Here is a 26738-nt window from a genome sequence, read left to right on the forward strand (position 1 = left end):
GGCCCCCTTACTTAGGCTCGCCTGACTTTTTATCAGCTATCTGCGGTTCGCCCGTACCAGCAGATAGACGAGGAAGGGGCCGCCGATCGCCGCGGTGACCACGCCGACCGGGAGACTGACGGGCAGTGCCGTGCGTGCGACCAGGTCCGAGCCGGTCAGCAGCAGCGCACCGACCAGCGCGGAGGCCGTCATGGGCGGCGTCGGGCACCGTGCCAGACGCATCGCCACCTGCGGCGCCACCAGCGCCACGAACGGGACCGGGCCCGCCGCGCTCACCGCCACGCCGGCCAGCAGCACCGCGCACAGCAGGAGGACCGCCCGCACGGCCGCGTACCGGACCCCCAGGCCCGCGGCGACGTCGTCGCCGAGGTGCATCGGTTTGAACTGGAACGCGGCGCCCGCCACGACGACCAGCAGGACGAGCGTGCCCCAGACGGCTACCTGGACCTCGTCCCACGACCGGTCGTCCAGCGAGCCGACCAGCCATGCCTGGGCCTGGGCCACGTCCCTGATGTCGGCCGTGACCAGCAGCCAGGTCGTGAGGGCCTCCATCACGGCACTCACCGAGATGCCGATGAGGATGAGCCGGAGGCCGTCGATCCCGCGCCGCCAGGCGAGGAAGTACACCAGCAGGCCTGTGCCGAGACCGCCCATGAGCGCCGCCGCCGACAGGCCCACGGAGTTGACGACCGCCGCCGCCGTCCCGCCCGTCACCGTGACCAGGAACACCGCGACCGCGCTGGCGCCGTTCGTGATGCCCAGGACGTCCGGACTGGCCAGCGGATTACGGGCGATGGACTGGGTGAGTGCTCCCGACACCCCCAGCGCGATGCCCACGACGACCCCGGCCAGGGCCCGCGGCATCCGCAGATCCATGATCACGAACTCGTCGACCTGTTCCCCCCGGCCGAAGATCGTGGCGATCACCTGGGGCAGCCCGATGGGGAAGTCCCCGACGCCGATGGACAGACAGAACACCAGGAACGTCGCCGCCGCGAGCAGCAGCGTGACGCACACGATCCACGGCCGCCATACGAACGACACCTGGCCGAGCCGCACGCCCGGCGCCACCGACGGCTTCACATCTGTCCTGTTCATGCGTTCTTGAACTTTCCGCGCCACACCAGAGCCGCGAAGAACGGGGCGCCCAGCAGAGCGACGACGACGCCCGCGTCCAGCTCGCTCGGCCGCACCACCAGGCGCCCCACGATGTCGCAGACCAGGAGGACGACGGCACCGAGCAGACCCGCGTACGGCACCAGCCAGCGGTAGTCGGGCCCGGTCAGGTACCGGGCCACGTGGGCCACCATGAGCCCGAGGAACGCGATGGGCCCGCACGCGGCCGTCGCGGCGCCCGCCAGCAGGGTGATGGCCGTGATGCCGACGGTGCGGCTCAGTGCGATGTTCACCCCGAGCCCGCGCGCCACGTCGTCGCCCAGGTTGAGCAGGTTGAGGGCCGGCAGCGTGATCAGTGCCAGCACCAGTCCGGCCACGATGAACCCGGTCACCGGCCAGATGACCCCGAATCCCACGCCGGCCACGGAGCCCGCGTTCCAGAACCGCAGCGCGTTCAGCGACTTCTGGTCCGACAGCGCGATCGCCACGGTCATCGCCGCGAGGAACACCGTGACTCCCTGCCCGGCCAGGGCGAGCGTCAACGGGTTCCCGGCACCGCGGCCGATGCTCGCAAGACCGAACACCACGACGCCGGCGACCGCCGCCCCCAGGAACGCGAACCAGATGTACTGGAAGGGATCGGAGAGCCCGAACACGGCGATCACCGTCACCACGGCGAACGAGGCGCCGGAGTTCACGCCCAGCAGGCCGGTGTCGGCGATCGGATTGCGCGTGTACCCCTGGATCAGCGCCCCGCCGACCCCGAGGGCGACGCCCGCCACGATCGCGAGCACCGTACGGGGCACACGCACGGTCTCCACGATGAGCCTGATCTCGGTGAGCCGCTGGTCGGACTCCGGTGCCGCGAACAGCCCGTGCCACACCTCGCCGGGGCTCAACGCGCGCGCACCGACGGCCAATGACGCCGCCCCCGCGGCCACCAGGATCAACACCAGCGCACCAAGGCCCACAACTCGGCGCCGACGGGCTTGAGTTGTGACCTTGGACGTGGGGCGCTCCACTGCGATCGTGCCCATGTCGACGTACGTTATCCCTCTGATGAGTGCCGCTGCGCCTGCCGGGTGGGCCCACCTGTCGAGGCGCGGCGATGTGACGGCGGAACCGGTGGGTGGACTAGGGCCTGTTGCGAAAGTGGCGTCGTCGCCCGAAGGGCGGCCGCGCGGCGTCCGGTGCGTGCTCTCGGCGTGCCGGCCGGAAGCCCTCGTACTGGGCGTACTCGGGCTTTCGGGCCGGTGCGGCGAGAGTGCGTGCCGGGCGTCGCGCGGCAGGCGGCACTTTCGCAACAGGCCCTAGCGGGTGGCGCTGCCGGTGCCGTCGGCGACCGTCCGGGCCTCGTCGGAAGCGGACTTGCGGCCCCGGTCGAGGAGCGAGTCGAGGATCTCGCCGACCCTGATGGCGGTGTTGGACAGCAGGGACGAGGTGATGCCGTGCGTGTGCTCGGTGCCGCCCTGGAGATAGATGCCGCAGTGCAGGCCGGGCTCCGTCGCGATGCGGTAGTCGCGCTCGACACGGACGCGGCCCTCGTCGTCACGGAGACAGCGATCGGCCACCTCGCCGAGCAGACCGACGGGGTCGGCCGGGCTGTAGCCGGTGGCGAACACCACGACGTCGGCGTCCAGGAGGGTCTCCTCGCCGGTGACGAGGGACGTGACGGTGGCCCTGACCTTGTCCGGCGTCTCCGTGACACCGGTGAGCCGGGAGACGTTGTGGAAGCGCAGGCGCTCGGTGCCGAGGACCTTCTCCCGGTACATCTGCCGGTACAGGTCGTCGATCAGGTCGATGTCCACCACGGAGTAGTTGGTGTTGCCGTGGTAGTCCATCAGCCGGCGTTTGACGGGCTCAGGCGCGGTGAAGAACTCGCCGACGGCCTCGGGGTCGAAGATCCGGTTGGCGAAGGCGCTGTCGTCGGCGGGGCTGTAGCCGTAACGGGAGAAGACCGCGCAGACCTCGGCCTCGGGGAAGCGCCGGTGCAGGTAGGCGACGTTCTCGGCGGCGCTCTGCCCGGCGCCCACGACGACGAACCGGGAGGGCGAGGTGCCCTCCAACGCGTCGACCCTGCCCAGCAGTTCGGAGTTGTGCCAGACGCGGTCGCTGCGCTCCACGCCCTCCGGCATGAGGGGGCGCAGGCCCGTGCCGAGGACGAGGTTGCGGGCCCGGTGGACCTCGAGACCCTCCCCCGACCGGACCGTGACGTCCAGATACTCCACGTCACCGTCGCGCACGACGGGCATGACGCCGACGACCTCGTGGCCGTAGGAGACCATGTCGTCGACCTGGCCCGCGGCCCACTCGAAGTAGTCGTGGAACTCCACCCGCAGCGGGAAGAGGTTCTTGTGGTTGATGAAGTCGATCAGCCGTCCCTTGCTCTTGAGGTAGCACAGGAAGCTGTACTCGCTGGCGGGGTTCCGGAGCGTCACCAGGTCCTTGAGGAAGGACACCTGCATGGTCGCGTCGTCGATGAGCATGCCTCGGTGCCAGCCGAAGCGCGGCTGCTGCTCGAAGAAGTGAGCGGAGACCGCCTCTCCCCCGCCGGCGCGTGCGTTGTGCTCGCTGAGCGCGATCGCCATGGCCACGTTGGACGGCCCGAAGCCGATGCCAATGAGGTCGTGGATCAAAGGGGCGTCGCCAGGACGAGCCTGTGCCATGTCACTCCCATCGTGCGGTGCGGCGGCCCTTCTGGGCAGGCAGCCGTTGGTCGAGCATCGGGAAGTACGGAAGTCGGGCACGCCGAAGAGGCACCACCCAAAACTTAGGTAAGGCTAAGCTCATCCGGTGGAGGTGTCCATAGGCAAAACGGACGCGCCGGAGCGGGCGAGTCGCCAACACATGCGCGAACTGGCCCCGTTGACCACTTAGGTAAGCCTTGCTTTACTGGCCACGGCCATTCCCTGCTTCGAGGAGGAACCCCATGCGGGTCGTCATGTTCGGTTACCAGACCTGGGGGCACCGCACCCTGCAAGCCCTCCTGGACTCCGAGCACGACGTGGTCCTGGTCGTGACGCATCCCAAGAGCGAGCACGCGTACGAGAAGATCTGGAGCGACTCGGTCGCCGACCTCGCCGAGGAGAACGGCGTACCGGTCGTGATCCGCAACCGCCCTGACGACGACGAACTGTTCGAGCGTCTCAAGGGGGCCGACCCGGACATCATCGTGGCCAACAACTGGCGTACGTGGATTCCGCCGCGCATCTTCGACCTGCCGCGCCACGGCACGCTCAACGTGCACGACTCGCTGCTGCCGAAGTACGCCGGTTTCTCCCCGCTGATCTGGGCGCTGATCAACGGCGAGCCCGAAGTGGGCGTCACCGCGCACATGATGAACGACGAACTCGACGCCGGCGACATCGTGCGACAGGAGGCGGTGGCGGTCGGGCCGACTGACACGGCGACCGACCTGTTCCACAAGACCGTCGACCTCATCGCCCCGGTCACCATCGGCGCGCTCGGCCTCATCGCCTCCGGGCAGACGGAGTTCACCAAGCAGGACCGCTCCCAGGCCAGCTTCTTCCACAAGCGGTCCATCGAGGACAGCCGCATCGACTGGACCTGGCCGGCCGAGAGCCTGGAGCGACTGGTCCGCGCCCAGTCCGAGCCGTACCCCAGCGCGTTCACCTTCCACAAGGGCAAGCGACTCGAGGTCCTGGCCGCCGTCGTCTCCGAGGGGCGGTATGGCGGCACCCCCGGCCGCATCTTCTACCGCGAGGGCGAGGGCGTGGTGATCGTCGCCGGAGCCGACGCCCGCACCGGCCGCAACCACGGCCTGGCCATCACGCGCGTACGGACCGAGGACGGCCGGGAGCTGCCCGCGACCGAGTACTTCACCGCCATGGGCGGCTACCTGACCAACCAGCCCTGACCTGCCGGTCCCACCGGCGTCCCGACGTGTCGACCCCGGTACGGTCCCGGGGCCGACCGGGCATCGCCGTCGTACGCGCCTCTGATCCGTACGACGGCGATCGCCTTTTCCGGGCGCTGGGCCGCTGTGAAACTTCTGTGCAAGGCGTGGGGCTTTAAGTTTCAAGATTCCCTTTGCCGGCGGCGGCTGCGACAGTGACTCCCATGGGGGCAGTACATGACGTCAAGTCGAACCAACGGGACGACAGTTGGCCTACCACGACACGTACCACCAGACCAGTGGCACGCTCCTGAGCCTCGTCCTCGGCTGGATCCTGGCGCTCACCGCGGCCGTAGTGCTCCCCTTGACCGCCGCGACGGCCGTCGGACCGGAATCCGGGCAGTGGCGTGACCAGAGCCCGGGCCTGTACACCGTGAGGATCGGGGAGGACGCGGCGGAGAAGCCAGGCACCTCGACACCGAACGGCCGAGATGGCTCGGCCGCGACGGTCTCCGTCCCGGCCCCCGCGCCTTCCCCCTTGCCGGCGCCCGGCCCTCCGCAGGGCGACGGCCGGCCGTAGCCAGAGGATCACGCCCGCCAGGAGTACCGCCGTTCGGGCCGGCCGGCGACGCCGTAGCGCAGGGACACCTCCGCGCTGCCGGTGCCGTGGAAGTACTCCAGGTAGCGTCGGGCGCTCACGCGGGACACGCCGGTCAGCGCGGCGCACTCGGAGGCGGACAGGGTGCCGTCCGCCGCGCGCAGGGCCCGCTCGACGAGTTCGGCGGTCTCCACGCTCATGCCCTTGGGCAGCGCCGGGGCCGGTGCGGGGACGCCCGCTCCGGCCAGCACCCGGTCGACGTCGGCCTGGCCTCGTACCACCGCCGTGAGCAGCCGGCCCCGCTGGGCGGCGTAACGCTCCAGGCGGGGGCGCAGATCCTCGAAGTCGAAGGGTTTCAGGAGGTAGTCGACGACCCCCTGACGGACGGCGCCGCGGACCGCGTCGGCCTCCTGCGCGGCGCTGATGACCATGACGTCGCAGTCGTGGCCGGCGGTGCGCAGCCGGGGGATGACGTCGAGGCCGAAGAGGTCGGGGAGATACAGGTCGAGCAGGACGAGGTCGGGGCGCAGTTCGTTCACGGCCTCGACCGCCTGTCCGCCGGTGTGGGCCACGCCGACGACACGGAACGGCTCGACGCGTTCGACGAACGCGCGGTGGACCCGGGCCACCATGAAGTCGTCGTCGACCACGAGGACGTCGATCGTGCCCGCCTTGTCGCGCGTTCCGGTCATGGGGCCGCTCCTTCCGCCACCGCTTCGGGGAGGTGGCTGACGGTCATGCGTGCGGTGAACACGGCCCCGTCGGGGGTGTTGGACACCGAGATCTCTCCCCCGTGCCGTTCACAGACCAACTTGGTCAGGGCCAGTCCGATGCCGCGCTCGCCCTCCCGCGCGGCCTTGGTGGTGAATCCGTGGGAGAACACCTCGCGGGCCAGTTCGGGAGCCACGCCCGGCCCCGAATCGCGGACCACGATCTCCACGCTGGAGGCGTCCTGCCGCAGGGCCACCTCGACCCACCGCTCCCCGTCGTGCGCCGCGGCGTCGACGGCGTTGTCCACCAGGTTGCCCACCACGGTCGCCACGTCGGCGGCGTCCTCCGGAGCCAGCCGCTCCAGCGCGGTGTCGTCCGAGATCCGCAGACTGACCTTCCGTTCGGCCGCGAGGGACGCCTTCGCCATCAGCAGTGCGGCCACCGCCGTGTCCCGGACGCGGCGGCTGAGGGTGACGTCCAGGGACTGGCGGTGCTGGTTCAACGCGCGGATGTAGCGCACGACTTCGTCCTGCTCGCCGATCTGGATCAGCCCGGAGATGGTGTGCAACTGGTTGGCGAACTCGTGCGCCTGCGCCCGCAGCAGCTCCGAGGAGCTGCGGAAGGAGCCGATCTCCCGCTCCAGCCGGGCCAGTTCGGTGCGGTCGCGCAGGGTGGTGACCGAGCCGAGGAGCCGGCCGTCCTTGGTGACGGTCATCCGGTTCATCACCAGGACCCGGCCGTGGCGGACGACGACCTCGTCCCGCTTGCCGGCGGCGGTGCCGGCCAGCACGTCGCGCAGCCGTCCGTCGATGCCCAGACCGTCCAGGCTCTGGCCGACGCAGTCCTCGGGCAGGTCGAGCAGGCGGCGGCCCATGTCGTTGACGAGGGTGAGCCGGTGCTGCGGATCCAGGGCGATCACGCCCTCGGCGATCCCGTACAGCATCGCCTCCCGGTGCTCGGCGAGTCCCGCGATCTCCCCCGGCTCCAGCCCGAGGGTCTGCCGCTTCACCCGCCGCGCGAGCAGCCAGGAGCCGGCCACGCCGAGCCCGCTGGCGATGCCCAGATAGGCGAGCAGATACGAGGAGGCGCCGCTGAGGCGCTGCCACACCGTCGGATCGGCCTCGCCGATCATCACCGTGCCGAGGATCCGGCCGAGGTTCTCCTCCGTCGCCCCGAGGACGGGGACCTGGGCGGCCAGCTCGCGGTTGCCGTCCAGCCTCAGCGGCCCCGACCAGCCCCGCGCCTGGTCGGTGGCCTGCCCCTGGGGCAGCCGCTCGCCGATCACCGTGGGGTTGGTCGAGCTGACGATCCGGCCGGAGGCGTCGGCCACCGTCACCGAGGTCACTCCGGACTGTGCCTGCGTGGCGAGCACCAGCGGGGCGAGGGTCTCCCCGGGCGCGGGACGCACCAGCTGGCTGCGTACCAGGGGGTTGGCGGCCAGTTGTTCGGCCAGCGCGCTCACCCGGCGTCCCTCGACGCGGTTGAACGTGGCCTCCGACTGGGCGAGCGAGACCGCGGCGACCGCCAGCAGCACCACCACGACGATGGCGAGCTGGAGCACCAGCATCTCGCCCGCGAGCGAATGGCGACGAAAGGTGGCGACCACAATGAACTCAATCTTCAATGCCGACACAGGTGGGGCGGCTCGTGTGCCGAGTCGCACAATCATGACGCCGGCCAGGGAAAACCGGAAGTGAGGTGTCATGAGACGTCCCGCACGCGCCTTGCTCGGCGCCTTCTCCGCCCTGGCCCTGCTGGCGGCCGGCGCGTGCGGTGGGTGGCCGGGCGACGGACCGCGGGACCTGCGGCTCATGGTGCCCAACACCCCGGGCGGTGGTTACGACACCACGGCCCGGACCGCGGCCCGGGTGATGGCGGAGGCCGGGATCGCCTCGGACGTGCAGGTGTTCAACCTGCCCGGCGCCGGCGGCACGGTGGGCCTGAAGCGCCTCGCCGACGAGAGGGGCAACGGCGATCTCGCCCTCCAGATGGGCCTCGGAGTCGTGGGCGCAGCGCACGCGGCGGGGTCGAAGGTGACCGTCACCGAGACCACCCCGATCGCACGCCTCGTCGAGGAGGCCGGCGCGATCGTCGTCCGGAAGGACTCGCCGTACCGGACGATCGGCGCGCTGGTCGACGCCTGGCGCGAGGACCCCGGGAGCCTCAGGGTGGGCGGCGGCTCCTCCCTCGGCGGACCCGACCATCTGCTGCCGATGCGGCTGGCGCAGACGGTCGGCATCGACCCGAGGAAGGTCACGTACGTGCCGTACGACGGTGGGGGCGGTGAGCTGCTGCCCGCGCTGCTCGACGGCAGGGTCTCCATCGCCACCAGCGGGTTCGGCGAGTTCCTCGACCAGATCCGCGCCGGTCGGCTGCGGGTCCTGGCCGTCACCGGCGAGCGGCCGGTCGGTGTCCTGCCGGGTGTCCCGACCCTGAAGTCGTCAGGGATCGACCTGGTCTTCGACAACTGGCGGGGCATCGTGGCCCCGCCCGGCATCAGCGACACCGACCGGCGGCGCTGGGTCGAGGCGCTGACCGAGCTGCACGACTCCCGCCAGTGGCGGGCCGAGCTGCGCCGGCACGGCTGGACCGACGTGTTCGCCACCGGCCGTGCCTTCGAGTCCTACCTGGCCCGGCAGGACCAGCAGGTCGCCGGTCTGGTCCGCCGGCTCGGGCCGCGGTGACGTCAGGAGGGGTTCGCGCTGGGGCCGATGCCCTGCAACTCCCGGACGCTGCCGCCGAGTTTCGCGCGGAGGGGTTCGAGCATCTCCGGCTTGGCGCTGACCACCCAGCGCATGCCGACGAGGTACTTGCCCCCGTACACGCTCGCCGACGCCAGCCAGGTCTCCTTGAGCTTCTCCTGGGGGAAGGTGGTGATGAGGTAGTCGCCCTTCTTCGTGTGGCACACGCCCTCGCGCAGCTCGTCCGCCTCGGTGCGGATCTTCACCTTGCAGCCGGTCAGGCCGGCGATCACCTCCACCTTCGCCGGCGCGACGACCCCGGCGGCGGGAGCGGCGGACCCGCTCGGCGTGACCGTCCCGCCACGCGCGGCCGGCTTGTCGTCGTGACCGCCGCCGCATGCGGTGACCAGGGGGAGCACGACCAGCGCGCCGGCCAGCGCGGTGGCGCGCAGCCGAGGGGCACGGGACAGGGGCCGGCGGTTGGACCGTGCGTGCGGTTGGTGCTGGGACACGTCGCCTCTCCGGGTGCGAACCGTCCTGCCCTCGCGGGCAGGCAGGAGTACTCGTGAGGGATACGGACGCGCGCCCGGCACCGTTCACACAGGTCGGGGCGGCCTATGCGGCCGCCGCGTCCACGACCGTGCTCTCCGTCCCGCCGAACTGGGTCCGGTACAGCTCCGCGTACCGCTCCCCCGCCGCCAGGAGTTCCTCGTGCGTGCCGCGTTCCACGATCCGGCCGGCCTCGACGACCAGGATCTGGTCGGCTGTCCGGATCGTGGAGAGCCGGTGGGCGATCACGACCGCCGTCCTGCCTTCGAGGGCTTCGGCGAGTGCCTCCTGGACCGCGGCCTCGGAGGTGTTGTCGAGGTGGGCGGTGGCCTCGTCGAGGATGACGACGCGCTGCCGGGCCAGCAGCAGCCGGGCGATGGTCATGCGCTGGCGTTCCCCGCCGGACAGGCGGTAGCCGCGTTCGCCGACCACCGTGTCGAGACCGTCGGGCAGCGACCGCACCAGGGCGTCGAGGCGGGCCCGGCGCAGGGCGTCCCACAGGTCGCTCTCCGTGGCCGTGGGGCGGGCCAGGAGCAGGTTGGCGCGGACGGTGTCGTGGAAGAGGTGCCCGTCCTGGGTGACCATGCCGAGGGTCTCCCGCAGGGACCGCGCGCTCAGGTCGCGGACGTCGACGCCGCCGACGCGCACGGCGCCCTCGTCGACGTCGTACAGGCGCGGCAGCAGTTGCGCGACGGTCGACTTGCCCGCGCCGGAGGAGCCGACGAGCGCCACGGTCTGCCCCGGCTCGGCGCGGAAGGAGATGCCGTGCAGGACCTCGTCACCGCCCCGCTTGTCGAGTGTGGCGACCTCCTCCAGGGAGGCCAGGGAGACCTTGTCGGCGGAGGGGTAGCCGAAGCGGACGCCTTCGAACTCGACCGCGACGGGTCCCTCGGGCACCTCGCGCGCGCCCGGCTTCTCCTCGATGAGCGGCTTCAGGTCGAGCACCTCGAAGACCCGCTCGAAGCTGACCAGGGCGCTCATCACCTCGACCCGCGCCCCGGCGAGCGCGGTCAGCGGCGCGTACAGCCGGGTCAGGAGCAGCGCCAGCGACACGACCGCGCCGGGCTCCAGCGTGCCGCGCAGGGCGAGGGCGCCGCCGAGGCCGTAGACCAGGGCGAGAGCGAGGGCGGAGACCAGGGTGAGGGCGGTGATGAACGCGGCCTGGGCGGTCGCCGTCCGGACGCCGATGTCCGCGACCCGGCGGGCGCGTTCGGCGAACTCCGTGGACTCCTCCTCGGGGCGCCCGAAGAGCTTGACCAGGGTGGCGCCGGGTGCGGAGAAGCGCTCGGTCATGCGGGTGCCCATGGCCGCGTTGAGCGTCGCGGCCTCCCGCTGCATGCGTGCCATACGGCTGCCCATGCGCCGGGCCGGGATCACGAACACCGGCAGCAGCACCAGCGCGAGCAGGGTGATCTGCCAGGACAGGGTGAGCATCACGGCGAGTGTGAGCAGCAGCGTGACGAGGTTGCTGACCACTCCGGACAGGGTGTTGCTGAAGGCTCGCTGGGCGCCGATGACGTCGTTGTTGAGCCGGGAGACGAGGGCGCCCGTACGTGTGCGTGTGAAGAACGCCACCGGCATGCGCTGTACATGGTCGAAGACGGCGGTCCGCAGATCGAGGATGAGGTGCTCGCCGAGCGTCGCCGACAGTCTCCGGCCGAGGATGCCGAGTGCCGCCTCCGCCACCGCGATCAGCGCGATGAGCAGGGACAGTCGTACGACGGTGCGCTCGGTGCCGCCCGAGACGATCGCGTCGACGACACTCCCGGCCAGGACGGGGGTCGCCACGGCGAGCAGGGCGGTCCCCACGCCGAGCAGGACGAAGAGGGCGATGCGGCGCCGGTGCGGGCGCGCGAACGCGCCGATGCGGCGCAGGGTGGCGAGGGCGAGGGGGCGGCGCTCCTCCTGGGCGTTCATGACGCTGTGCAGTTGTGTCCACGCTGTGGTCTCCATACTCATGGGAGGGAACGTAGAACCTCAAGCAATCTTGAGGTCAAGGCACTCGCACATCGCCCCGACATCCCGCACAATCGGCCCGATCCCCCTCTCTCCCGTCCCCCCGCAAAGGCCCCGATGACGATTTCCTCCGAGCCGCTCCCCGCGCGCAAGACGCCGTCCGCCCGTCCGCAACCCGCCGTTGGCAGGGCACGGGAAGCCTCTGCGGACGTGACAGCGGTACAACTCCCCGAAATCCGCCCGGGACGACTCCCCCGTCGCGTCCCGGTCCGCCGCCTGCGTCAGATCCTGTGTCTGCTGCCGCTCCTGCTGGTCACGGTGGTCGCGGTGCAGCACCGGTCGGTACTGGCGGAGGGCTTCGCGCACCTGGGCAACGCCGAGTGGCCGTGGTTGCTGGCCGCGGCCGGCGTGACCTGTCTGACCTGGGTCGCCGCCGCCTGCACCCGGCAGGGCGCGGTCGTCGAGCGGCTGCCCCGACGGCGGCTGCTCGCCACGCAGTTCGCGGCGGGGGCGGCCAACCACCTGCTGCCGACCGGGCTGGGCGCGAGCGCGGTCAATCTGCGGTTCATGACGGTGTGCGGGCTGCCGCTCGCCCGCTCCTCGGCGGCTCTCGCGCTGTATCTGCTGGCGGAGAGCGTCGGCCGGGTGGCCCTGCTGGGCGCCCTGCTCATCGCGTTCCCCGACGCGCTGCGGCTCGGCACGCTGGTTCCGGAGACGGCGTTCGGCCCGCTGCTGGCCGGTGTCGGTGCGGTGCTCGTCGTCGCGGTGGCCGTGCTGGCCCTGGTCCGGCGGGTGCGCTCGGCCGTGCTGTCGTTCCTGCGGACGGCGCTCGGCGAGGCCGGCTCGGTGCACACCCGCCCGGCCCGGGCCCTGGCCCTGTGGGGCGGGGCCATCATCTTCCCCGCGTTGCAGGCTTCCGTACTGGTGCTGGTGGGCCTGGCGATGGGGCTGGACGTGCCGCCCGCGCACATGGCGGTGGCCTACCTGGCGGCGACGGTCGCCGTCGCACTGGTGCCCACCCCGGGCGGGATCGGCTCGGTGGAGGCGGCGCTGGTCATGGCACTGGTGGCGGCGGGCGGGCCGGCCGCGGTGGCCACGGCCGTGGTCCTGGCCTTCCGGGTCATCACGGTCTGGCTGCCACTGCTGCCGGGCGCGCTGACACTGGGGGCGCTGGTACGCCTGAAGGTGATCTGACCGGCCGCCAGGCCCCGGAGTGGCCTGGCTGAACTCCCCTGCTCGGCCCGTTCCCCGGTACGAAACCCCGTGCGGAATGCGGCAGGATGAACGATCGCGCCGACCCCAGGTCAGGGTGGTCGGGCGCGACCGAACATCCCGCAGGACGAACAGGTGACGACGTGACGAAACTTCACATCCGGCCGCCGGCGACGGCGTTCGCCGCAGTTCTTCTTTCCGGAGGTGACAGGTGAACCGGGCGCTCACCGCGGACGACCTGGTCTTCGCAGGCATCGCCCTGGCGTCCGGCCTGCTGGCGGCCTTCGCGCTCCGCATGCTGCTGCGCTGGCTGGGCGGGCACGCCGACCGCACCCGCTGGAGCGGGGACGACGTCATCGTGCACGCGCTGCGGGCCGTGCTGCCGTGGGCCGCGGTGGTGGGCGGCGCGGCGGGCGCGGCGGCGGTGCTGCCGCTGACCCGGACGGTGCAGCACCACACCAACCAGGTGCTGACGGTCCTGCTCATCTTCGTGGCGACGGTGTCGGCGGCGCGGGTGGTGGCCGGCCTGGTGCGCACGGTCACCCAGTCCCGTTCCGGTGTCGCCGGCTCGGCCACGATCTTCGTCAACATCACCCGGATCCTGGTCCTGGCGATCGGCTTCCTGGTGGTGCTCCAGACGCTGGGGATCTCCATAGCCCCGATGCTCACCGCCCTGGGTGTCGGCGGTCTGGCGGTCGCGCTGGCGCTTCAGGACACGCTCGCCAACCTCTTCGCGGGCATCCACATCCTCGCCTCCAAGACCGTCCAGCCCGGTGACTACATCCGTCTCAGCAGCGGTGAGGAGGGCTACGTCGAGGACATCAACTGGCGGCAGACGACGATCCGCAACCTGTCCAACAACCTCGTAGTGATCCCCAACGGCCAGCTCGCCATGGCCAACATGACCAACTTCATGCGGCCGGAGGAGCGGCTGACCATCCTGGTCCAGGTCGGGGTGGCCTACGACAGCGACCTGGAGCACGTGGAGCGGGTGACCAACGAGGTCATCGCCGAGACGATGACCGAGGTCGAGGGCGCGGTGCCGGACCACGAGCCGATCATCCGGTTCCACACCTTCGGCGACTCGCGCATCGGCTTCACCGTCATCCTGGGCGTCGGCGAGTTCAGCGACCAGTACCGGATCAAGCACGAGTTCATCAAGCGCCTGCACAAGCGCTACCGCGCGGAGGGCATCCGCATCCCCGCCCCGGCCCGGACGGTGGCGCTCCAGCAGGGCGGGGTGGCCATCCCCCACCAGCGGACCGGCGAGCTCGAGCCGGACGACATGACCTCTGCCCGGCTCGACTGAGGCCGGTTCTCGTGCAGGCGCCCGCCCCGCCGGCTGTGCGGCCCGGCAGGGGCGGGCGGTTCGGTCCCGGTGGCCGGGCGCGTGCACGGCGTTCTCCGTGCCGTCGCCGTACCGCTCCGGGAACGCACGCTCGACGGCGGTGAAGGCCGCCCCGCCGAGCGACAGCGGGACCGGTCCTTGATCACATGGCCGCCAGGGTGATCTGCGCCACCTCGGTGGCGATCGGCGGGCGGGGACACGGGAACAGTAGATGTACGCGATCCGGTCGCCGGTCAGCGGCTCGGTACGCACGGGGCCGCCCGCCGGTGACGCCCCGCAGTCCGCCGGGCACGGGCCCCGGGCTTTCGCGGGGAGCGTACGCGCCGGGGTGGTCCGCGGTTTTCTCGGCCACCTGCTCGAAAGCGCCCGGGCGGCCGCCGACGCGGACGGACCGCACGTCCGGGCCGAGTGCGTCGAGGGAGAAGCAGGTCAGGGACCGCCGCCGTGCCGATGCGGGCCGCCGCCGGGGCCGTCACTCCGCCGCGGTATCTCATGCTCCGCTTCGCTCGGACGGCTGATGGGTGCCGGTCACCCGAAACTGGGCACGGACCCCTGTCGAGACGAGGTCGATCAGGAGATATCTTGATGTCGAGCAATGTTGCAGACGTGGAGCGGAGCACCCGGTGACTGACTCGACCATCATCTATACGCACACTGACGAGGCCCCGGCCCTGGCAACGTATTCCTTCCTGCCGGTGGTCCAGGCGTACGCCTCGCAGGCGGGTGTCGCCGTCGAGACCCGCGACATCTCGCTGGCCGGGCGCATCATCGCCCTGTTCCCGGAGTACCTGACCGAGGACCAGCGCATCCCGGACGCGCTCGCGGAGCTCGGCCGGCTGGCCAAGACGCCCGCCGCCAACATCATCAAGCTGCCGAACATCTCGGCGTCGATCCCGCAGCTCAAGGCGGCCATCGCCGAGCTCCAGGGCCAGGGCTACGCGCTGCCGGACTACCCGGACGACCCGAAGACCGACGAGGAGCGCGAGATCCGCGCCCGCTACGACAAGGTCAAGGGTTCCGCCGTGAACCCGGTCCTGCGCGAGGGCAACTCGGACCGCCGGGCCCCCGCGTCGGTCAAGAACTACGCCAAGTCCCACCCGCACCGCATGGGCGCCTGGTCCGCCGAGTCCAAGACGGACGTGGCGACCATGGGCCAGAACGACTTCCGCTCCACCGAGAAGTCCGTGGTGATCGCCGAGGACGGCGCGCTGCGCATCGAGCTCGTCGGCGACGACGGCACCACCACCGTGCTGCGCGAGTCCGTACCCGTCCAGAAGGGCGAGGTCGTCGACGCCTCCGTGATGCGGGTCGCCGCGCTGCGCGAGTTCCTTACCGAGCAGGTCGCCAAGGCCAAGGCCGAGGGTGTGCTGTTCTCGGTGCACCTGAAGGCGACGATGATGAAGGTCTCCGACCCGATCGTCTTCGGCCACGTGGTGCGCGCGTTCTTCCCGAAGACGTTCGCCCAGTACGGCGACAAGCTCGCCGCGGCCGGCCTGACCCCGAACGACGGTCTGGGCGGCATCTGGAAGGGCCTGGACGCCCTGCCGGAGGGGGCCGAGATCAAGGCCTCCTTCGACGCCGAGCTCACCGAGGGCCCGGAGCTGGCGATGGTCGACTCCGACAAGGGCATCACGAACCTGCACGTGCCCTCCGACGTCATCATCGACGCCTCCATGCCGGCCATGATCCGCACTTCCGGCCACATGTGGGGCCCGGACGGGCAGGAGCACGACGCCCTGGCGGTCATCCCGGACTCCTCCTACGCGGGCGTCTACCAGGCCGTGATCGAGGACTGCAAGGCCAACGGCGCCTTCGACCCGTCCACCATGGGCACGGTGCCGAACGTGGGCCTCATGGCGCAGAAGGCCGAGGAGTACGGCAGCCACGACAAGACCTTCGAGATCGCCACCACGGGCACGGTCCGCCTGGTCGACCGGAACGGCACCGCGCTCATCGAGCAGACCGTCTCGGCCGGTGACATCTTCCGCGCCTGCCAGACCAAGGACGCGCCGATCCGGGACTGGGTGAAGCTGGCCGTCACCCGCGCCCGCGCCACCGGCGACCCGGCGGTGTTCTGGCTGGACGAGACCCGCGCGCACGACGCCAACCTGATCGCCAAGGTCAAGGCGTACCTGCCGGAGCACGACACCGAGGGCCTGGACATCCGGATCCTGAACCCGGTCGAGGCCACGAAGCTGTCGGTGGAGCGCATCCGCCGCGGCGAGAACACCATCTCCGTCACCGGCAACGTGCTGCGCGACTACCTGACCGACCTGTTCCCGATCCTGGAGCTGGGCACCAGCGCCAAGATGCTGTCGGTCGTCCCGCTGATGGCGGGCGGCGGCCTGTTCGAGACGGGTGCGGGCGGCTCGGCGCCGAAGCACGTGCAGCAGCTGGTCAAGGAGAACTACCTGCGCTGGGACTCCCTGGGTGAGTTCTTCGCCCTGGTGCCGTCCCTCGAGCAGTTCGCCAAGGTGACGGGCAACGCCCGCGCCCAGGTCCTCGCCGACACCCTCGACCGCGCCACGGCGACCTTCCTCAACGAGGACAAGTCGCCGACCCGGCGCGTCGGCGGCATCGACAACCGAGGCAGCCACTTCTACCTGTCCCTGTACTGGGCGCAGGAGCTGGCCCAGCAGACCGACGACGCGGACCTGGCGAAGGCCTTCGCCCCGATCGCCGAGACGCTCGCGGCCAACGAGCAGAAGATCGTCGACGAGCTGGCCGCCGCCCAGGGCAAGCCGGCCGAGATCGGCGGCTACTACCAGCCCGACCCTGCGAAGGCCGCCGAGGTCATGCGCCCGTCCGCCACGTGGAACGAGGCGCTGGCGTCCCTGAGCTGACGCCCCGGGCCCCCTCGGCCCCTCCGCTCCGCCCCGGCCGGCGCACCGCCCGGCCGGGGCGGAGTTATGTTCGAAGAGGCCGGGGCTTTCGAGCGAAGCCCCCCCCCCCCCCGACAAGCCCGTGGAGCCGCCGCGTGACCGACGACCTCCGGTCCTTCGATGTCCTGCCCGGCGCCGGGCACTCCCCCGTGATCCTGCATGTCCCGCACTCGGCACGGGAGATACCGCCGTCGGTGCGTGCGGACATCGTGCTGGGCGACGACGAGCTCGCGCGAGAGCTGGACCACATCACCGACGCGCACACGGCGGAGATCGCCGAGGCGGCGGCCGGGACGGCCGGCGTCGTCCCGTGGCGGTTCGTCAACCGGCTGTCGCGGCTGGTCGTCGACCCCGAGCGCTTCCCCGACGAACGGGAGGAGATGCGTGCCGTCGGAATGGGCGCGGTCTACACCCGGACCACGCACGGCGCCGTGCTGCGGTCCGGGGACGTCGAAGCCGGGCCGCTCGTCCAGCGGTACTTCCTGCCGTACGCGCGGGCGATGACGCAGGCCGTGGCGGACCGGCTGGCGGCCACCGGGCGGGCCGTGATCATCGACGTGCACTCGTATCCCCGCGCCCGGCTGCCGTACGAGCTGCACGGGGAGGGGGCCCGTCCGCCGGTGTGTCTCGGCACCGACTCCTTCCACACCTCTCCCGGGCTGCTGGACGCCGCGCGGCAGGCCTTCGGGGAGACGGAGCGCGACAGCCCCTTCAGGGGGGCCTATGTGCCGCTGGAGTTCTACGGGACCGACCCGCGGGTCGAGGCGCTCATGGTGGAGATCCGCCGGGACACCTACATGACCGAGCCGGGCGGTCCCGCCGGTCCCGGACTCGAGCGGCTCGCCGCCGCGCTGGCCCGCCTGGTCGACGCCGTGTCCGGCTGACCGTCACCGGCTGGAGCACTCCCGTGCGACCAGCGGCGGGGGCGCGGTGAGGGCGGGGGAAGGACGGAGGAGACCGCTTCCCCCCGGTACGGGACCGGTCCGCCCTCTGACCCGATCCGGCTGCCGTACGGCGAGGGGCGGGCGTGGCTGACCATCCGGCACGACGACGTGAAGCTGATCACCGACGATCCGCGGTCCAGTCGCGCGGAGGTGACCGGGCGTCACGCGGGCCCATCGTTTGGATCAGGTCGCGGGAATCGACGGCATCTCGCCCGCGTCTGCGACCTGATCCCCGACGACACCCCCTAGGCCCGCAGCCACTCCGTCACCACCACGTCCCCGCCGGTCCGCAGCCGCAGGGCGAACGGGCCCGACGGCGGTGCGTCGGCGGTGAAGCGGCCCAGGTCGTCGGCCGTGAACGAGGAGCCGGGGCGTGGTCCGTCCAGGACCTCGATCCTGACCGGCTGCGGCGGCAGCACCTGGCCGATCAGCCCGTGTGCGGTCACCTCGATGTCGACGGTCATCTCGCCCGCCCGGAAGGTCAGCATCCGGGGCGCGTCGCCGGCTCCCCGGACCGGGAGGGCGTCGACCAGCGAGTCGAAGGTGAGCTCCGCGACGCGGGCCTCCAGGTCGTGCAGTGCGTAGGCGTCGACGGCGATCTGCTGGAGCTCCGCCGGCACGGGGTCCAGGACGGCGGCGGCCTGCCGGAGCTCCTCCTCCAGCAGCCCGGCGTCGAACTCCTGGTCGCCCCGGTCGTCTTCGTCGAACATGTCGTCGTTCATGTCGCTCACATCGCCCCCCGTGCCTCGAGCCGGGCCCGCAGGCGCCGCAGACAGCGCTGGCGCAGCGGCCCGATACTGCCCACCGCGATCCCGAGCGCGGCGGACACGTCCTGGTAGCTGGGCGGCTGCGTGGCCATCAGTACCCGCAGCAACTGCCGGCACCGCTCGCCCAGTTCCTCGAACTCCTGCCACAACCGCCGTACCCGTTCGCTCTGGGCGGCTGCCTCCTCGGAGTCGAGCAGCGACTGTTCCGGCGTGCCGTCCTCGCTGACCCGGTCCAGGAGCTGTGGATCGTCCGTCAGGGTCAGCCGTTGCGAGCTCCGGATGACCTTCAGGCACTCGTGGCGCGCGGTGCTCGCCAGCCATGCGCCCGCCTTGCCGGGTTCCCGGATCCGTCCGAGGTGCTGGGCGAAGCGGAACCACGCGGTCTGGTACACCTCGTGGGCGTCCGCGTCGGACAGCCGGTAGGCCCGCACCACGGACCACACCAGGGGGCTCAGCCCTTCCACGAGCGCCTTCCAGGCCGCCGCGTCGCCGTCGGTGGCGGCCTGGACGAGCGCGCCGGCATCAGTACGGTCCACGGCAGCCCCACCCCTCGAGTACGGCACGTCATCGTACGCCGTGGAGAGGGCGGTTCCGGCCCTCACAGCCCGGGGGCCAGACGTACGACCGGGACAGGGCGCCAGGTGGGCGGGCGCAGCGCGGGTACGTGCGCCCCGCGCACTTCCGCGAACCCGGCGCCGGTGGCGAGCAGTTGCCGCCGGGCCGCGCGCGGGTCGGTCTCCTTGTGCGCCGTCATGTGGGCGGCGACCAGGCCGGCGGTCACGGGGGTGGCGAAGGAGGTGCCGCTCCACTGCGCGTACCCCTCGAACATCACCTGGTCCGGCTTGGCGCAGGCGTTCTCGTCGCTCAGCACGCCGGTGTGGCGGGGGTGCTGGCAGGTGCACCCGTAAGTGAAGCCGTAGCGGCAAGCGTCGTACGTGGAGTGCTGGTAGATGTACGGGACGGGCGTCCCGAAGCCGGTGAAGGCGCTGGTGAGGCGCTCGCCGGGAGCGTAGACCTTCACCCACGGGCCGTGGTTGGTGAAGCAGGCGCCGAACTCGCCGTCGCTGCGCAGCGCGCCGACCGACAGCACGGAGTCCTCCCAGCCGGGAAGGTCGGCGTAGGCGGCGGGCCAGAAGGGGGCGGCGCTGCCGTTGTTGCCGGCGGCGGCGACCAGCAGGGTGCCCTGCTCGCGCAGTTCCCGCATGAAGTTCTCCACGCCGAGCAGGCCGTCGGTGCGGCCGTTGGAGGTGCCGGCGGAGAGGCTGAGGACGTCGGGCCAGCCGCCGGCGTCGACGGCCTCGAAGAGCTTCTCGCCGAACTCCGACTCCAGGACGGCGCCCGCGTCGTTGAGGCTCCCGCGCACGGTGATGTCGGTGTTGGGCGCGACGGCGGCGACGAGACCGGCGATGAACGTGCCGTGCCCGACGTACTGCTGGAGGATCCCCTGGTCGTCGCACTCCTGGACCTGGGCGTCGCCGTCGGTGTGGGCGAGGAGCGTGCAGGAGCGGTAGTCGTGCATCAGGCCGGTGTCGACGACGAGGACGCCGACGGCGGTGTCCGGGTCGTACGCGGTGTCCGCGGCCGCCGGGTTGGACGGCTCGCTCACCGGGACGGGTACGGGTTCGTCGCCGGGGCAGGCGTTGACCGCGATGTGCACCACGTGGTTGCGGGCGACCATCCGGTGCCCGGCCCGCGCCTCGCGCTCGCGTACGGATCGCAGGGCCTGTGCGACAGCCCGGTCCGCTTCCCGGCTCCCCTCGCCGGGGTCGCCGACCCGGATCCGGGTGACGCCGCTGCGGTTGGTCTGCGGGCCCGCCCGGCGGACCTGGTCCTGGTCGAGGTCGGCTGCCGCCGTGAAGTGTGCCCGTACGGTGTCCTCGACGATCCGGGCCTCCTCGCCGTCGCGGACGAGGACGACGCCCTTCTCGTACATGAACTCGGCCGAGTCGTCCGGTCCCATCGCCAGGGGTACGTCCGGCATCGAGCGCTGGATCTGGTCGAACTGCTCGTGGAATCGCTGAGGTGCCATGCGGGTCCTCCCACTGGGCGACGGCGTCGGTCGGTGCGGCGAACGGTCGTCGGTACTCGTCGACAAGAGCCGCGAGGCGGTCTTTTGATACAGCGCCAAACCGTGTGGTGCGGTTCGGGGGCCACTACCATCCGTGGAGTGACAGCGGGAAGCGACTCGGTGCAGGAACTGCTGCCGATGGTGTTCGCCGACCCGGGCGAGGCTCTCGCGAGGGCCCGGGCGCTGCTCGACGCCGATCCCTCCCCGCTGCACGCGTCCGTCGCCCACCAGGTGATCGGCATCTGGCAGCGGGACTTCGGTGATCTGCGGCTCGCGCTGCACCATCTGCGGCGGGCCCGGGAGTTCGCGGCGCGTGCGGACTCGGCCGACCGCGAGGCGGACGTGCTGGCCACCATGGGCGTGGCGCTGGTGCACGCGGGCCGTACCCGGGAGGGCCTGGCGGCGTTCGAGCGGGGGGTCGCGCGGGGCGGTGGGCACACGCGGGCGCGGGTGCTGTACCGGCGGGCTTATGTGTGGTGGGTGCTCGGTCACCATCGCGAGGCGCTGGAGGACGTACGCCGGGCGATACCGGTGCTGCGGCAGGCGGAGGACGTGATCTGGACGGCGCGGGCGCTGACCCTGCGAGCGACCGTGCATCTGGCACTGGGGGCGGTGGAGCGGGCCGAGGCGGACTTCACCGCGGCCGAGGCGCTGTGGGACACCACGGGCCAGGAGCACGACAAGGCCGACGCGGTGGAGAGCCGGGGACTTGCCGCGTTCCGGTCCGGTGACGTGCCGGCGGCACTGCGGCTGCTCGACGAGGCGGAGGAGCGGTACGCCCGGCTGGGCACGCCGACGTTCATGCTGAACATCCGGCGCTGTGAGGTGCTGATGGCGGCCGGGCTGGCTCCCGAGGCGCTGGCCGAGGCGGACGCGGCGATCGGGAAGCTGGACGGGATCGGCGGTCAGTCCACCCGCAAGGCGGAGCTGCTGCTTGCCGCCGCGCGGGCCGCACGGCTGGCCGGGGACCCGCACACCGCGATCGCCCGCGCCGCTCTGGCGGTACGGCTGTTCGCCGGGCAGCGGCGCACCTGGTGGGAGACGCACGCCCGGCTGGTGCTGATCGAGGCGCGGCACGCGGCCGGGCGCGGCTCGGGGCGGCTGGTCGCCGACGCCGCCGCGGTGGCCGGGAAGCTGGCCGCCTTCGGCGCGCCGGCCGCGCCGGAGGCGTCACTGCTGGCGGGCCGGATCGCGCTGGGCCTGGGCTGGACGGCGGACGCGGAGCGGCATCTGGCCGTCGCCGCCCGCAGCCGGCGGGGCGGCCCGCCGCTGGCACGGATGACGGGCTGGGCGGCGCAGGCGCTGCGGGCCCGGGCCGCCGGATCCACCCGGGGCGTCCTGGAGGCGTGCCGGCGTGGCCTGGACGTGCTGGACGACCACCGGATGACGCTGGGCGCCTCGGAGCTCAGGGCGCGCGCCACCGAACAGGGCGCGGAACTGGCCGCGTTGGCGCAGCGGGCCAGTCTGGTCTCCGGCAGCCCACGGCGGCTGCTGGTGTGGAGCGAGCGCTGGCGGGCCACCGTGCTGTCCACGCCGCCGACCCGGCCGCCCGCCGACCCGGAACTGCTCAGCGGCATGACCGCCTTCCGCGAGATCGCCTCCCGCGCGGAGGCCGCCCGGATGGAGGGCCGGCCGGTTCCGGCACTGGAGCGTGAACAGCGGCGCCTGGAGCGGCAGATCCGCTCCCGGACCCTGCACATGCGCGGCGAGGCCCCCGGGGACGGCGACCGTTTCGACGTCGGCCGGCTGCTGGAGCGGCTGGGTGACGAGGTACGGCTGGTGGAACTCGCCGTGCTCGACGGGCGGGTGCAGGTGCTGCTGTGCGGGCAGGGGCGGGTGCGCAGGTTCGAGGCCGGGCTGCTGGCCGACGCGGAGACCGAGGCCGAGCACGTACAGGCGGGGCTGCGGCGGCTGGCGCATCCCGGGGCCGAGGCGCGGCTTCCGGTGGTGGAGGCCGCGGGGCGGCGGCTGGAGGAGCTGCTGCTCGGACCGGCCGCGGCGCACCTGGGCGGCGGCCCGGTGGTGATCGTGCCGCCGGGGCGGCTGCACCGGGTGCCGTGGGCGCTGTTGCCGTCGCTGCGGGAGCGGGTGCTCAGCGTGTCGCCGTCGGCGGGCAGTTGGCTGCGGGCCCGGGAGACCGCCCCGCCGCCGGACGGCCGCCATGTGCTGGTACGCGGCCCGGGCCTGGCCACGGGCGGCGCGGAGGTGCCCGAGCTGGCCGGCCGGTACGCCTGTGCGACCGTCCTGGAGGACGACGGGGCGCGGGTGCCGCGCGTGCTGGAGGAGCTGGACGGGGCCGCGCTGGCGCACATCGCCGCGCACGGCACGTTCCGCGCGGACAGCCCGCTGTTCTCCTCCCTGCGGATGGCCGACGGCCCGATCGTCGTGCACGACTTCGAGCGTCTGGACCGCAGCCCCCACCGGATCATCCTGTCCTGCTGTGACACCGCTCTTCTCGCCTCCGTCGGCGCCGACGAACTGCTCGGCCTGGTCACCGCGCTGCTGCCGCTCGGCACGGCCGGGGTGGTGGCGTGCAGCGCGCCCGTCAACGACGCCGCGGTGGTGCCGCTGATGCTCGCGCTCCACAAGGGCCTCGGAGCCGGCCTGTCCCTGGCGGAGGCGCTGCGCGACGCCCGGACCGCCCTGCCGGGCGACGCGCTGCACCAGGCCACGGGCTGGGCGTTCTCGGCGTTCGGGGCGGCCTGACCCGTCCCCTGTTCGGGTCAGGCCGCCGGTCCTGGTGCGGCCTGGGGCTTCTTTCAGAAGCCCTTAGGCCGGCTGGGCTTGCGGGACTTCCGTCAGCCAGGGCAGGGCGCCGCGGTCGCTCGCGCCGAGCCGGGCGTAGGCGCTGTACAGATGGTTGCCGACGGTCCGGATGGACAGGGTGAGGCGTTCGGCGATCTGCCGGTTGCTCAGGCCCGCCGCCGCGAGCGTGACGATCTGCCGCTGGCGGGCGGTGAGTTCGCCGAGGACCAGCCCGGACAGGGCGGGTGTGCGGGCGCCTTGGCAGCGCCGGGCCAGGGCGACGGCCCGGGTCCGGGAGTGCCGGGCGGCGCTCGGATCGCGGTGGGCGCGCACGGCCTGGGCGTGCGCCTCCGCGGCGAACAGCGTGAAACCGCGCCGCTCCAGCTCCTCGGCCACCTCGTCCAGGGCCGGGCCGTCGGCACGGGTGAGCGCGTCGGCGTGCCGGGCGAACACACCGGTCAGCCGGTCGATGACCTTCTCGGGGGCGCCGAGACGGACGGCGTCGTAGGGGTCGGTGAGAGCTTCGAGGTCCAGGTGCCCCCGGCTGTCCACCGGTGCGGACGCGCAGGCGAGTTCCTCCCGGCACGACGCGCCCCCGGGATCGCCCCGCAGGCCCTCTCTGGCCCAGGCCGCCGCTTCCCTCAGCTCCCCCCGCAACCGGGCGAACCGGGCGCGTACGGCGGCGTACCGGGCGGGCAGCGGACCGCCCTCGGCGACGAGCCACTCCCCCACCGGCGTGGGCATCGCCCGTACGTCGTCCTGCTCGATCCGGCGGGCCAGGGCGGCCGACTCGGCGTCGAGCGCCGAGGCGTACGCGTCCGGCGTCCGGGACAGCCGGCGCGCCCGCAGCCGGCCGGCCGCGGCCCTGAGCACCGAGCCGTGGAGGGGGTGGGCGAGGCGGACGCCGCCCAGGTCGTCGACCTCGATCAGGCCGTCGGACTCCAGGACTTCGAGGGCCCCGAGGTCCAGATCGTCCAGCGTCGGCGACAGAGGTTCGGCGAAGGCGAGGCGGTCGAGGGTCTCCCGTTCGAGCGGGCAGGTGCGGCCGAGGACATGGGCGGTGCGTTCGCGGACGGCCGTGGTCAGCGGCACCGGACCCCGCCACTCCCGCTCGTCGGCGCCCGGCACGGGGGTCAGCAGTCCGCGGACGGCCCCCAGCAGGTCGCGCAGCAGCCGCAGGTCGCCCTGGCTCAGGCGCCGCAACCGGTTGACGGTCAGCGGTTCGAGAGGGCCGGCCCCGGCGGTGAGCAGCTGCTCGGTCTCCTCCTCGGGCAGCCGTTCCAGGGCGAGACGCGGCAGCAGCTCACCGGTCCACAGACGGGAGATCGCCCCGGGCACCGGGGTGCCGTCCGTCGCGACGACCAGCAGGCGGGCCCGGCCGTACAGGGCGAGCTGGTGGACCAGGGCGGCGGAGGCGTCGTCGAGCAGCTGGGCGTCGTCCACGACCAACGTCCGTACGCCCGACAGGAGCTGGACCGCCCGGTGCAGGGTTACCGACTCGGGCAGCAGATGGGCGAACGCGGCGAAGGGGATGGCCCGGCTCTCGGGCGTACCCGCCGCCCGGGCGCAGTCGGTGCCGCGGACCGCCTCGGTGACGAGGCGGGTCTTGCCGCAGCCCGCCGGGCCCGTCACCACGATGCCGCGGCGTCCGCCGGCCAGGGACCGGCGGACCAGCTCCAGTTCGTCCTCCCGCCCGGCGAACGGCCAGGGCAGCTCCAGCGTCGTCGCGTCCCGCTCGTAAGTCGTCACACAGACATGAGCGCGGCTACTCACTTCTGATACAGGGCGACTTGAGTAGCCCCCGACTCAGGCGCCCGGCACCGGCCGCAGGGCAGGCTGTCGCCATGACCGCACGCTACTGCTCGCTGGCACAGGCGCCGGCGCCCGCCTTCGCACCTGGGCTGGCAGCCGAGCGGCTGAGCGCGCTCGCGAGCGGGCGGCGGATGTGGGTCAACGGCACGGTTCTGCACTACTGCTTCTTCGACCGTGACACCGATGCGTCCGTCATCCCCGTGCCGGGGACGGGGATGACGCGACGGGTGTCGTGGGTCGGCAGCAAGGAGCAGCGGGACGTGGTGCGCGAGTGCTTCACGGAGTGGCAGGAGCTCGGCATCGGGATCGCCTTCGCCGAGGTCGACGACCGCTCGGAGGCCGAACTGCGCATCGGGTTCCAGCTCGGCGCCGGCTCCTGGTCGGCGGTGGGCCGGGACGCGCTGCTGGCCGGCCGGCACGAGCGCACCATGAACTTCGGCTGGGACCTGACCGCGCCCGGGGAGCGCGGGACGGCCCTGCACGAGATCGGGCACGCGCTCGGCATGCTGCACGAGCACCAGAGCCCGTTCGCCGGCATCCACTGGGACGACGAGGCCGTGTACGCCGAACTGGCGGGCCCGCCCAACCACTGGGGCCGGGAGCGGACGCACTACAACATCCTGCGCAAGCTCGACCCGGACGAGGTCAACGGCTCCGTCTGGGACCCACAGTCGATCATGGAGTATCCGTTCTCGTCGGGGCTGGTCCTGGAGCCGGAGCAGTACCGTGCGGGCCTGAACCCGCCCGGCACCCTGTCCGCCGCCGACAAGGAGTTCGTGCTCCGCTGGTATCCGCCGACGGATCTGCCGGATCCGCCCGCGCTGGTGCCGTTCCGCTCGGCACCGCTCGGTCTCGGCCCTGGCGAGCAGGCCGACTTCGTCGTCGACCCGCCGGAGACCCGCACGTACACGCTGGGCACCTTCGGCGACAGCGACGCCGTCGTCGTGGTCTTCGAGGAGCGGGAGGGGGAACCCCGCTACCTCGCCGGGCGGGACGACGGAGGAACTCCGCACAACGCCACGATCAGCGCCCGGCTCGTCAAGGGCCGCCGCTACTTCGCCCGCGTACGCCTGTACTCCGCCTGGGGTTCCGGCGAGACGGCGGTGATGTGCTGGTGACGGCACGGGCCCGCCGCGCGGACATCTGAGCCACAGTCCGGCACCGGGGGAGCGGTCGAGGACGTCACCTCATCGGGGGTGGGTGACGTCCTCGACCAAGCCATGCGTCGTCGAGCACGCCGTCCTGAACTGCCCGTGCGCGGCCCGCCGGCGCGTGCGCCGCCATCCGCTCGTTCACGCCGATGTCCGGCCGGGGCGAGGGGCGCACGGCCGACGGACGATGTGCCGTCGAGGGCGGCGGGGCGGGCGCGGGGCGCACCGGCCGCGACGCCGTGGATCCACCCCAGGGGTGAAGAGCGTTCAACAGCGGTCGCCGCCGGGCATCGTGCAAGGGAACGGCTGGCAATGGCGTTACGCCGTCCGGATGATGACGCC

Annotated in this window: 20 protein-coding genes and 1 pseudogene; 10 read left to right on the top strand and 11 right to left on the bottom strand. The window is 72.3% G+C overall.

All coding sequences use genetic code 11. The features are described from left to right. Positions 1 to 36 precede the first annotated feature (36 nt). The 3 genes from ACZ6TU_RS18120 to ACZ6TU_RS18130 all read right to left on the bottom strand — a co-directional run bounded on the left by ACZ6TU_RS18120 (position 37) and on the right by ACZ6TU_RS18130 (position 3782). A complete protein-coding gene (locus ACZ6TU_RS18120; protein ID WP_467670869.1) occupies positions 37 to 1098 on the bottom strand; it encodes a FecCD family ABC transporter permease in 1062 nt (353 codons plus the stop codon). Beyond that, positions 1095 to 2153 (bottom strand): FecCD family ABC transporter permease, encoded by a 1059-nt coding sequence (locus tag ACZ6TU_RS18125; protein WP_467670867.1) that lies wholly within the window; start codon positions 2151 to 2153, stop codon positions 1095 to 1097. Before ACZ6TU_RS18125 ends, ACZ6TU_RS18120 begins: the two co-directional genes overlap by 4 nt. Positions 2154 to 2426: 273 nt before the next feature. Continuing rightward, positions 2427 to 3782, bottom strand: a complete 1356-nt coding sequence (locus ACZ6TU_RS18130; RefSeq protein WP_467670865.1) for a lysine N(6)-hydroxylase/L-ornithine N(5)-oxygenase family protein — start codon at positions 3780 to 3782, stop codon at positions 2427 to 2429. Between the two features lie 263 nt (positions 3783 to 4045). Here ACZ6TU_RS18130 and ACZ6TU_RS18135 point away from each other — a divergent pair, with 263 nt between their 5' ends. Together ACZ6TU_RS18135 and ACZ6TU_RS18140 are read left to right on the top strand one after the other, a co-directional pair. Continuing rightward, positions 4046 to 4993 carry a methionyl-tRNA formyltransferase gene (locus tag ACZ6TU_RS18135; RefSeq protein WP_469549483.1) on the top strand — a complete coding sequence of 316 codons (948 nt, stop codon included), beginning with the start codon at positions 4046 to 4048 and terminating at the stop codon, positions 4991 to 4993. 247 nt (positions 4994 to 5240) lie between these two features. Beyond that, positions 5241 to 5552: a hypothetical protein gene (locus ACZ6TU_RS18140; RefSeq protein WP_469549485.1), complete on the top strand. Its 312-nt coding sequence runs from the start codon at positions 5241 to 5243 to the stop codon at positions 5550 to 5552. A gap of 8 nt (positions 5553 to 5560) precedes the next feature. On the opposite strand, the gene ACZ6TU_RS18145 is transcribed toward ACZ6TU_RS18140, so the two are convergent. Further along, positions 5561 to 6262: a response regulator gene (locus tag ACZ6TU_RS18145; protein ID WP_469549488.1), complete on the bottom strand. Its 702-nt coding sequence runs from the start codon at positions 6260 to 6262 to the stop codon at positions 5561 to 5563. Continuing rightward, a complete protein-coding gene (locus ACZ6TU_RS18150) occupies positions 6259 to 7887 on the bottom strand; it encodes a sensor histidine kinase (protein ID WP_467670859.1) in 1629 nt (542 codons plus the stop codon). The genes ACZ6TU_RS18145 and ACZ6TU_RS18150 overlap by 4 nt, the downstream gene beginning before the upstream one ends. Positions 7888 to 7984: 97 nt before the next feature. On the opposite strand from ACZ6TU_RS18150, the gene ACZ6TU_RS18155 reads away from it, so the two are divergent. Further along, positions 7985 to 8965: a Bug family tripartite tricarboxylate transporter substrate binding protein gene (locus ACZ6TU_RS18155; protein ID WP_469549491.1), complete on the top strand. Its 981-nt coding sequence runs from the start codon at positions 7985 to 7987 to the stop codon at positions 8963 to 8965. 2 nt (positions 8966 to 8967) lie between these two features. On the opposite strand, the gene ACZ6TU_RS18160 is transcribed toward ACZ6TU_RS18155, so the two are convergent. Both ACZ6TU_RS18160 and ACZ6TU_RS18165 read right to left on the bottom strand, forming a co-directional pair. Next, complete coding sequence (locus tag ACZ6TU_RS18160; RefSeq protein ID WP_467670855.1) at positions 8968 to 9474, bottom strand: hypothetical protein; 507 nt, start codon at positions 9472 to 9474, stop codon at positions 8968 to 8970. A gap of 103 nt (positions 9475 to 9577) precedes the next feature. Continuing rightward, on the bottom strand, positions 9578 to 11464 hold the full coding sequence (locus ACZ6TU_RS18165; RefSeq protein WP_469549884.1) for an ABC transporter ATP-binding protein: 1887 nt from the start codon (positions 11462 to 11464) through the stop codon (positions 9578 to 9580). A 213-nt stretch (positions 11465 to 11677) separates the two neighbouring features. On the opposite strand from ACZ6TU_RS18165, the gene ACZ6TU_RS18170 reads away from it, so the two are divergent. From ACZ6TU_RS18170 to ACZ6TU_RS18190, 5 genes and pseudogenes are all read left to right on the top strand, one after another. Next, positions 11678 to 12661: a lysylphosphatidylglycerol synthase transmembrane domain-containing protein gene (locus ACZ6TU_RS18170; RefSeq protein ID WP_469549493.1), complete on the top strand. Its 984-nt coding sequence runs from the start codon at positions 11678 to 11680 to the stop codon at positions 12659 to 12661. Positions 12662 to 12890: 229 nt separating this feature from the next. Further along, positions 12891 to 13988: a mechanosensitive ion channel family protein gene (locus ACZ6TU_RS18175; RefSeq protein WP_467670851.1), complete on the top strand. Its 1098-nt coding sequence runs from the start codon at positions 12891 to 12893 to the stop codon at positions 13986 to 13988. A gap of 662 nt (positions 13989 to 14650) precedes the next feature. Beyond that, positions 14651 to 16870, top strand: coding sequence for an NADP-dependent isocitrate dehydrogenase (locus tag ACZ6TU_RS18180; protein WP_467670849.1), 2220 nt, complete (start codon positions 14651 to 14653; stop codon positions 16868 to 16870). 134 nt (positions 16871 to 17004) lie between these two features. After that, a complete protein-coding gene (locus ACZ6TU_RS18185; protein ID WP_467670847.1) occupies positions 17005 to 17793 on the top strand; it encodes an N-formylglutamate amidohydrolase in 789 nt (262 codons plus the stop codon). A 102-nt stretch (positions 17794 to 17895) separates the two neighbouring features. Next, positions 17896 to 18015, top strand: a pseudogene (locus tag ACZ6TU_RS18190) (cytochrome P450); the annotation flags it as partial. 83 nt (positions 18016 to 18098) lie between these two features. Here ACZ6TU_RS18190 and ACZ6TU_RS18195 read toward each other — a convergent pair. The 3 genes from ACZ6TU_RS18195 to ACZ6TU_RS18205 form a co-directional block, all read right to left on the bottom strand. Continuing rightward, positions 18099 to 18575 carry a hypothetical protein gene (locus ACZ6TU_RS18195; protein WP_467670845.1) on the bottom strand — a complete coding sequence of 159 codons (477 nt, stop codon included), beginning with the start codon at positions 18573 to 18575 and terminating at the stop codon, positions 18099 to 18101. 5 nt (positions 18576 to 18580) lie between these two features. Beyond that, positions 18581 to 19156, bottom strand: coding sequence for an RNA polymerase sigma factor (locus ACZ6TU_RS18200; RefSeq protein ID WP_467670843.1), 576 nt, complete (start codon positions 19154 to 19156; stop codon positions 18581 to 18583). A 62-nt stretch (positions 19157 to 19218) separates the two neighbouring features. Next, a complete protein-coding gene (locus ACZ6TU_RS18205; RefSeq protein WP_469549499.1) occupies positions 19219 to 20649 on the bottom strand; it encodes a S8/S53 family peptidase in 1431 nt (476 codons plus the stop codon). A 177-nt stretch (positions 20650 to 20826) separates the two neighbouring features. Between ACZ6TU_RS18205 and ACZ6TU_RS18210 the strand changes: the two genes are divergently transcribed. After that, positions 20827 to 23394, top strand: coding sequence for a CHAT domain-containing protein (locus ACZ6TU_RS18210; RefSeq protein WP_469549888.1), 2568 nt, complete (start codon positions 20827 to 20829; stop codon positions 23392 to 23394). Between the two features lie 63 nt (positions 23395 to 23457). Here ACZ6TU_RS18210 and ACZ6TU_RS18215 read toward each other — a convergent pair whose 3' ends face one another. Then, positions 23458 to 25182: a LuxR family transcriptional regulator AbsR2 gene (locus tag ACZ6TU_RS18215; RefSeq protein WP_469549502.1), complete on the bottom strand. Its 1725-nt coding sequence runs from the start codon at positions 25180 to 25182 to the stop codon at positions 23458 to 23460. Positions 25183 to 25277: 95 nt separating this feature from the next. Between ACZ6TU_RS18215 and absR1 the strand changes: the two genes are divergently transcribed. Further along, the gene (absR1, locus tag ACZ6TU_RS18220; RefSeq protein ID WP_467670837.1) at positions 25278 to 26363 is read left to right on the top strand and encodes a beta-glucuronidase AbsR1; all 1086 of its coding nucleotides are present in this window, start codon (positions 25278 to 25280) and stop codon (positions 26361 to 26363) included. Positions 26364 to 26738: the final 375 nt, after the last annotated feature.

Source organism: Streptomyces sp. NPDC052064 (assembly GCF_055585925.1).

Excerpts from the sequence above, each read along its gene's own strand:
- ACZ6TU_RS18145 (WP_469549488.1), bottom strand. The coding sequence starts at position 6,262 with ATGACCGGAACGCGCGACAAGGCGGGCACGATCGACGTCCTCGTGGTC.
- ACZ6TU_RS18205 (WP_469549499.1), bottom strand. The coding sequence starts at position 20,649 with ATGGCACCTCAGCGATTCCACGAGCAGTTCGACCAGATCCAGCGCTCG.
- ACZ6TU_RS18165 (WP_469549884.1), bottom strand. The coding sequence starts at position 11,464 with ATGGAGACCACAGCGTGGACACAACTGCACAGCGTCATGAACGCCCAG.
- ACZ6TU_RS18120 (WP_467670869.1), bottom strand. The coding sequence starts at position 1,098 with ATGAACAGGACAGATGTGAAGCCGTCGGTGGCGCCGGGCGTGCGGCTC.
- ACZ6TU_RS18135 (WP_469549483.1), top strand. The coding sequence starts at position 4,046 with ATGCGGGTCGTCATGTTCGGTTACCAGACCTGGGGGCACCGCACCCTG.
- ACZ6TU_RS18125 (WP_467670867.1), bottom strand. The coding sequence starts at position 2,153 with ATGGGCACGATCGCAGTGGAGCGCCCCACGTCCAAGGTCACAACTCAA.
- ACZ6TU_RS18155 (WP_469549491.1), top strand. The coding sequence starts at position 7,985 with ATGAGACGTCCCGCACGCGCCTTGCTCGGCGCCTTCTCCGCCCTGGCC.
- ACZ6TU_RS18210 (WP_469549888.1), top strand. The coding sequence starts at position 20,827 with ATGGTGTTCGCCGACCCGGGCGAGGCTCTCGCGAGGGCCCGGGCGCTG.
- ACZ6TU_RS18130 (WP_467670865.1), bottom strand. The coding sequence starts at position 3,782 with ATGGCACAGGCTCGTCCTGGCGACGCCCCTTTGATCCACGACCTCATT.
- absR1 (WP_467670837.1), top strand. The coding sequence starts at position 25,278 with ATGACCGCACGCTACTGCTCGCTGGCACAGGCGCCGGCGCCCGCCTTC.
- ACZ6TU_RS18195 (WP_467670845.1), bottom strand. The coding sequence starts at position 18,575 with ATGAACGACGACATGTTCGACGAAGACGACCGGGGCGACCAGGAGTTC.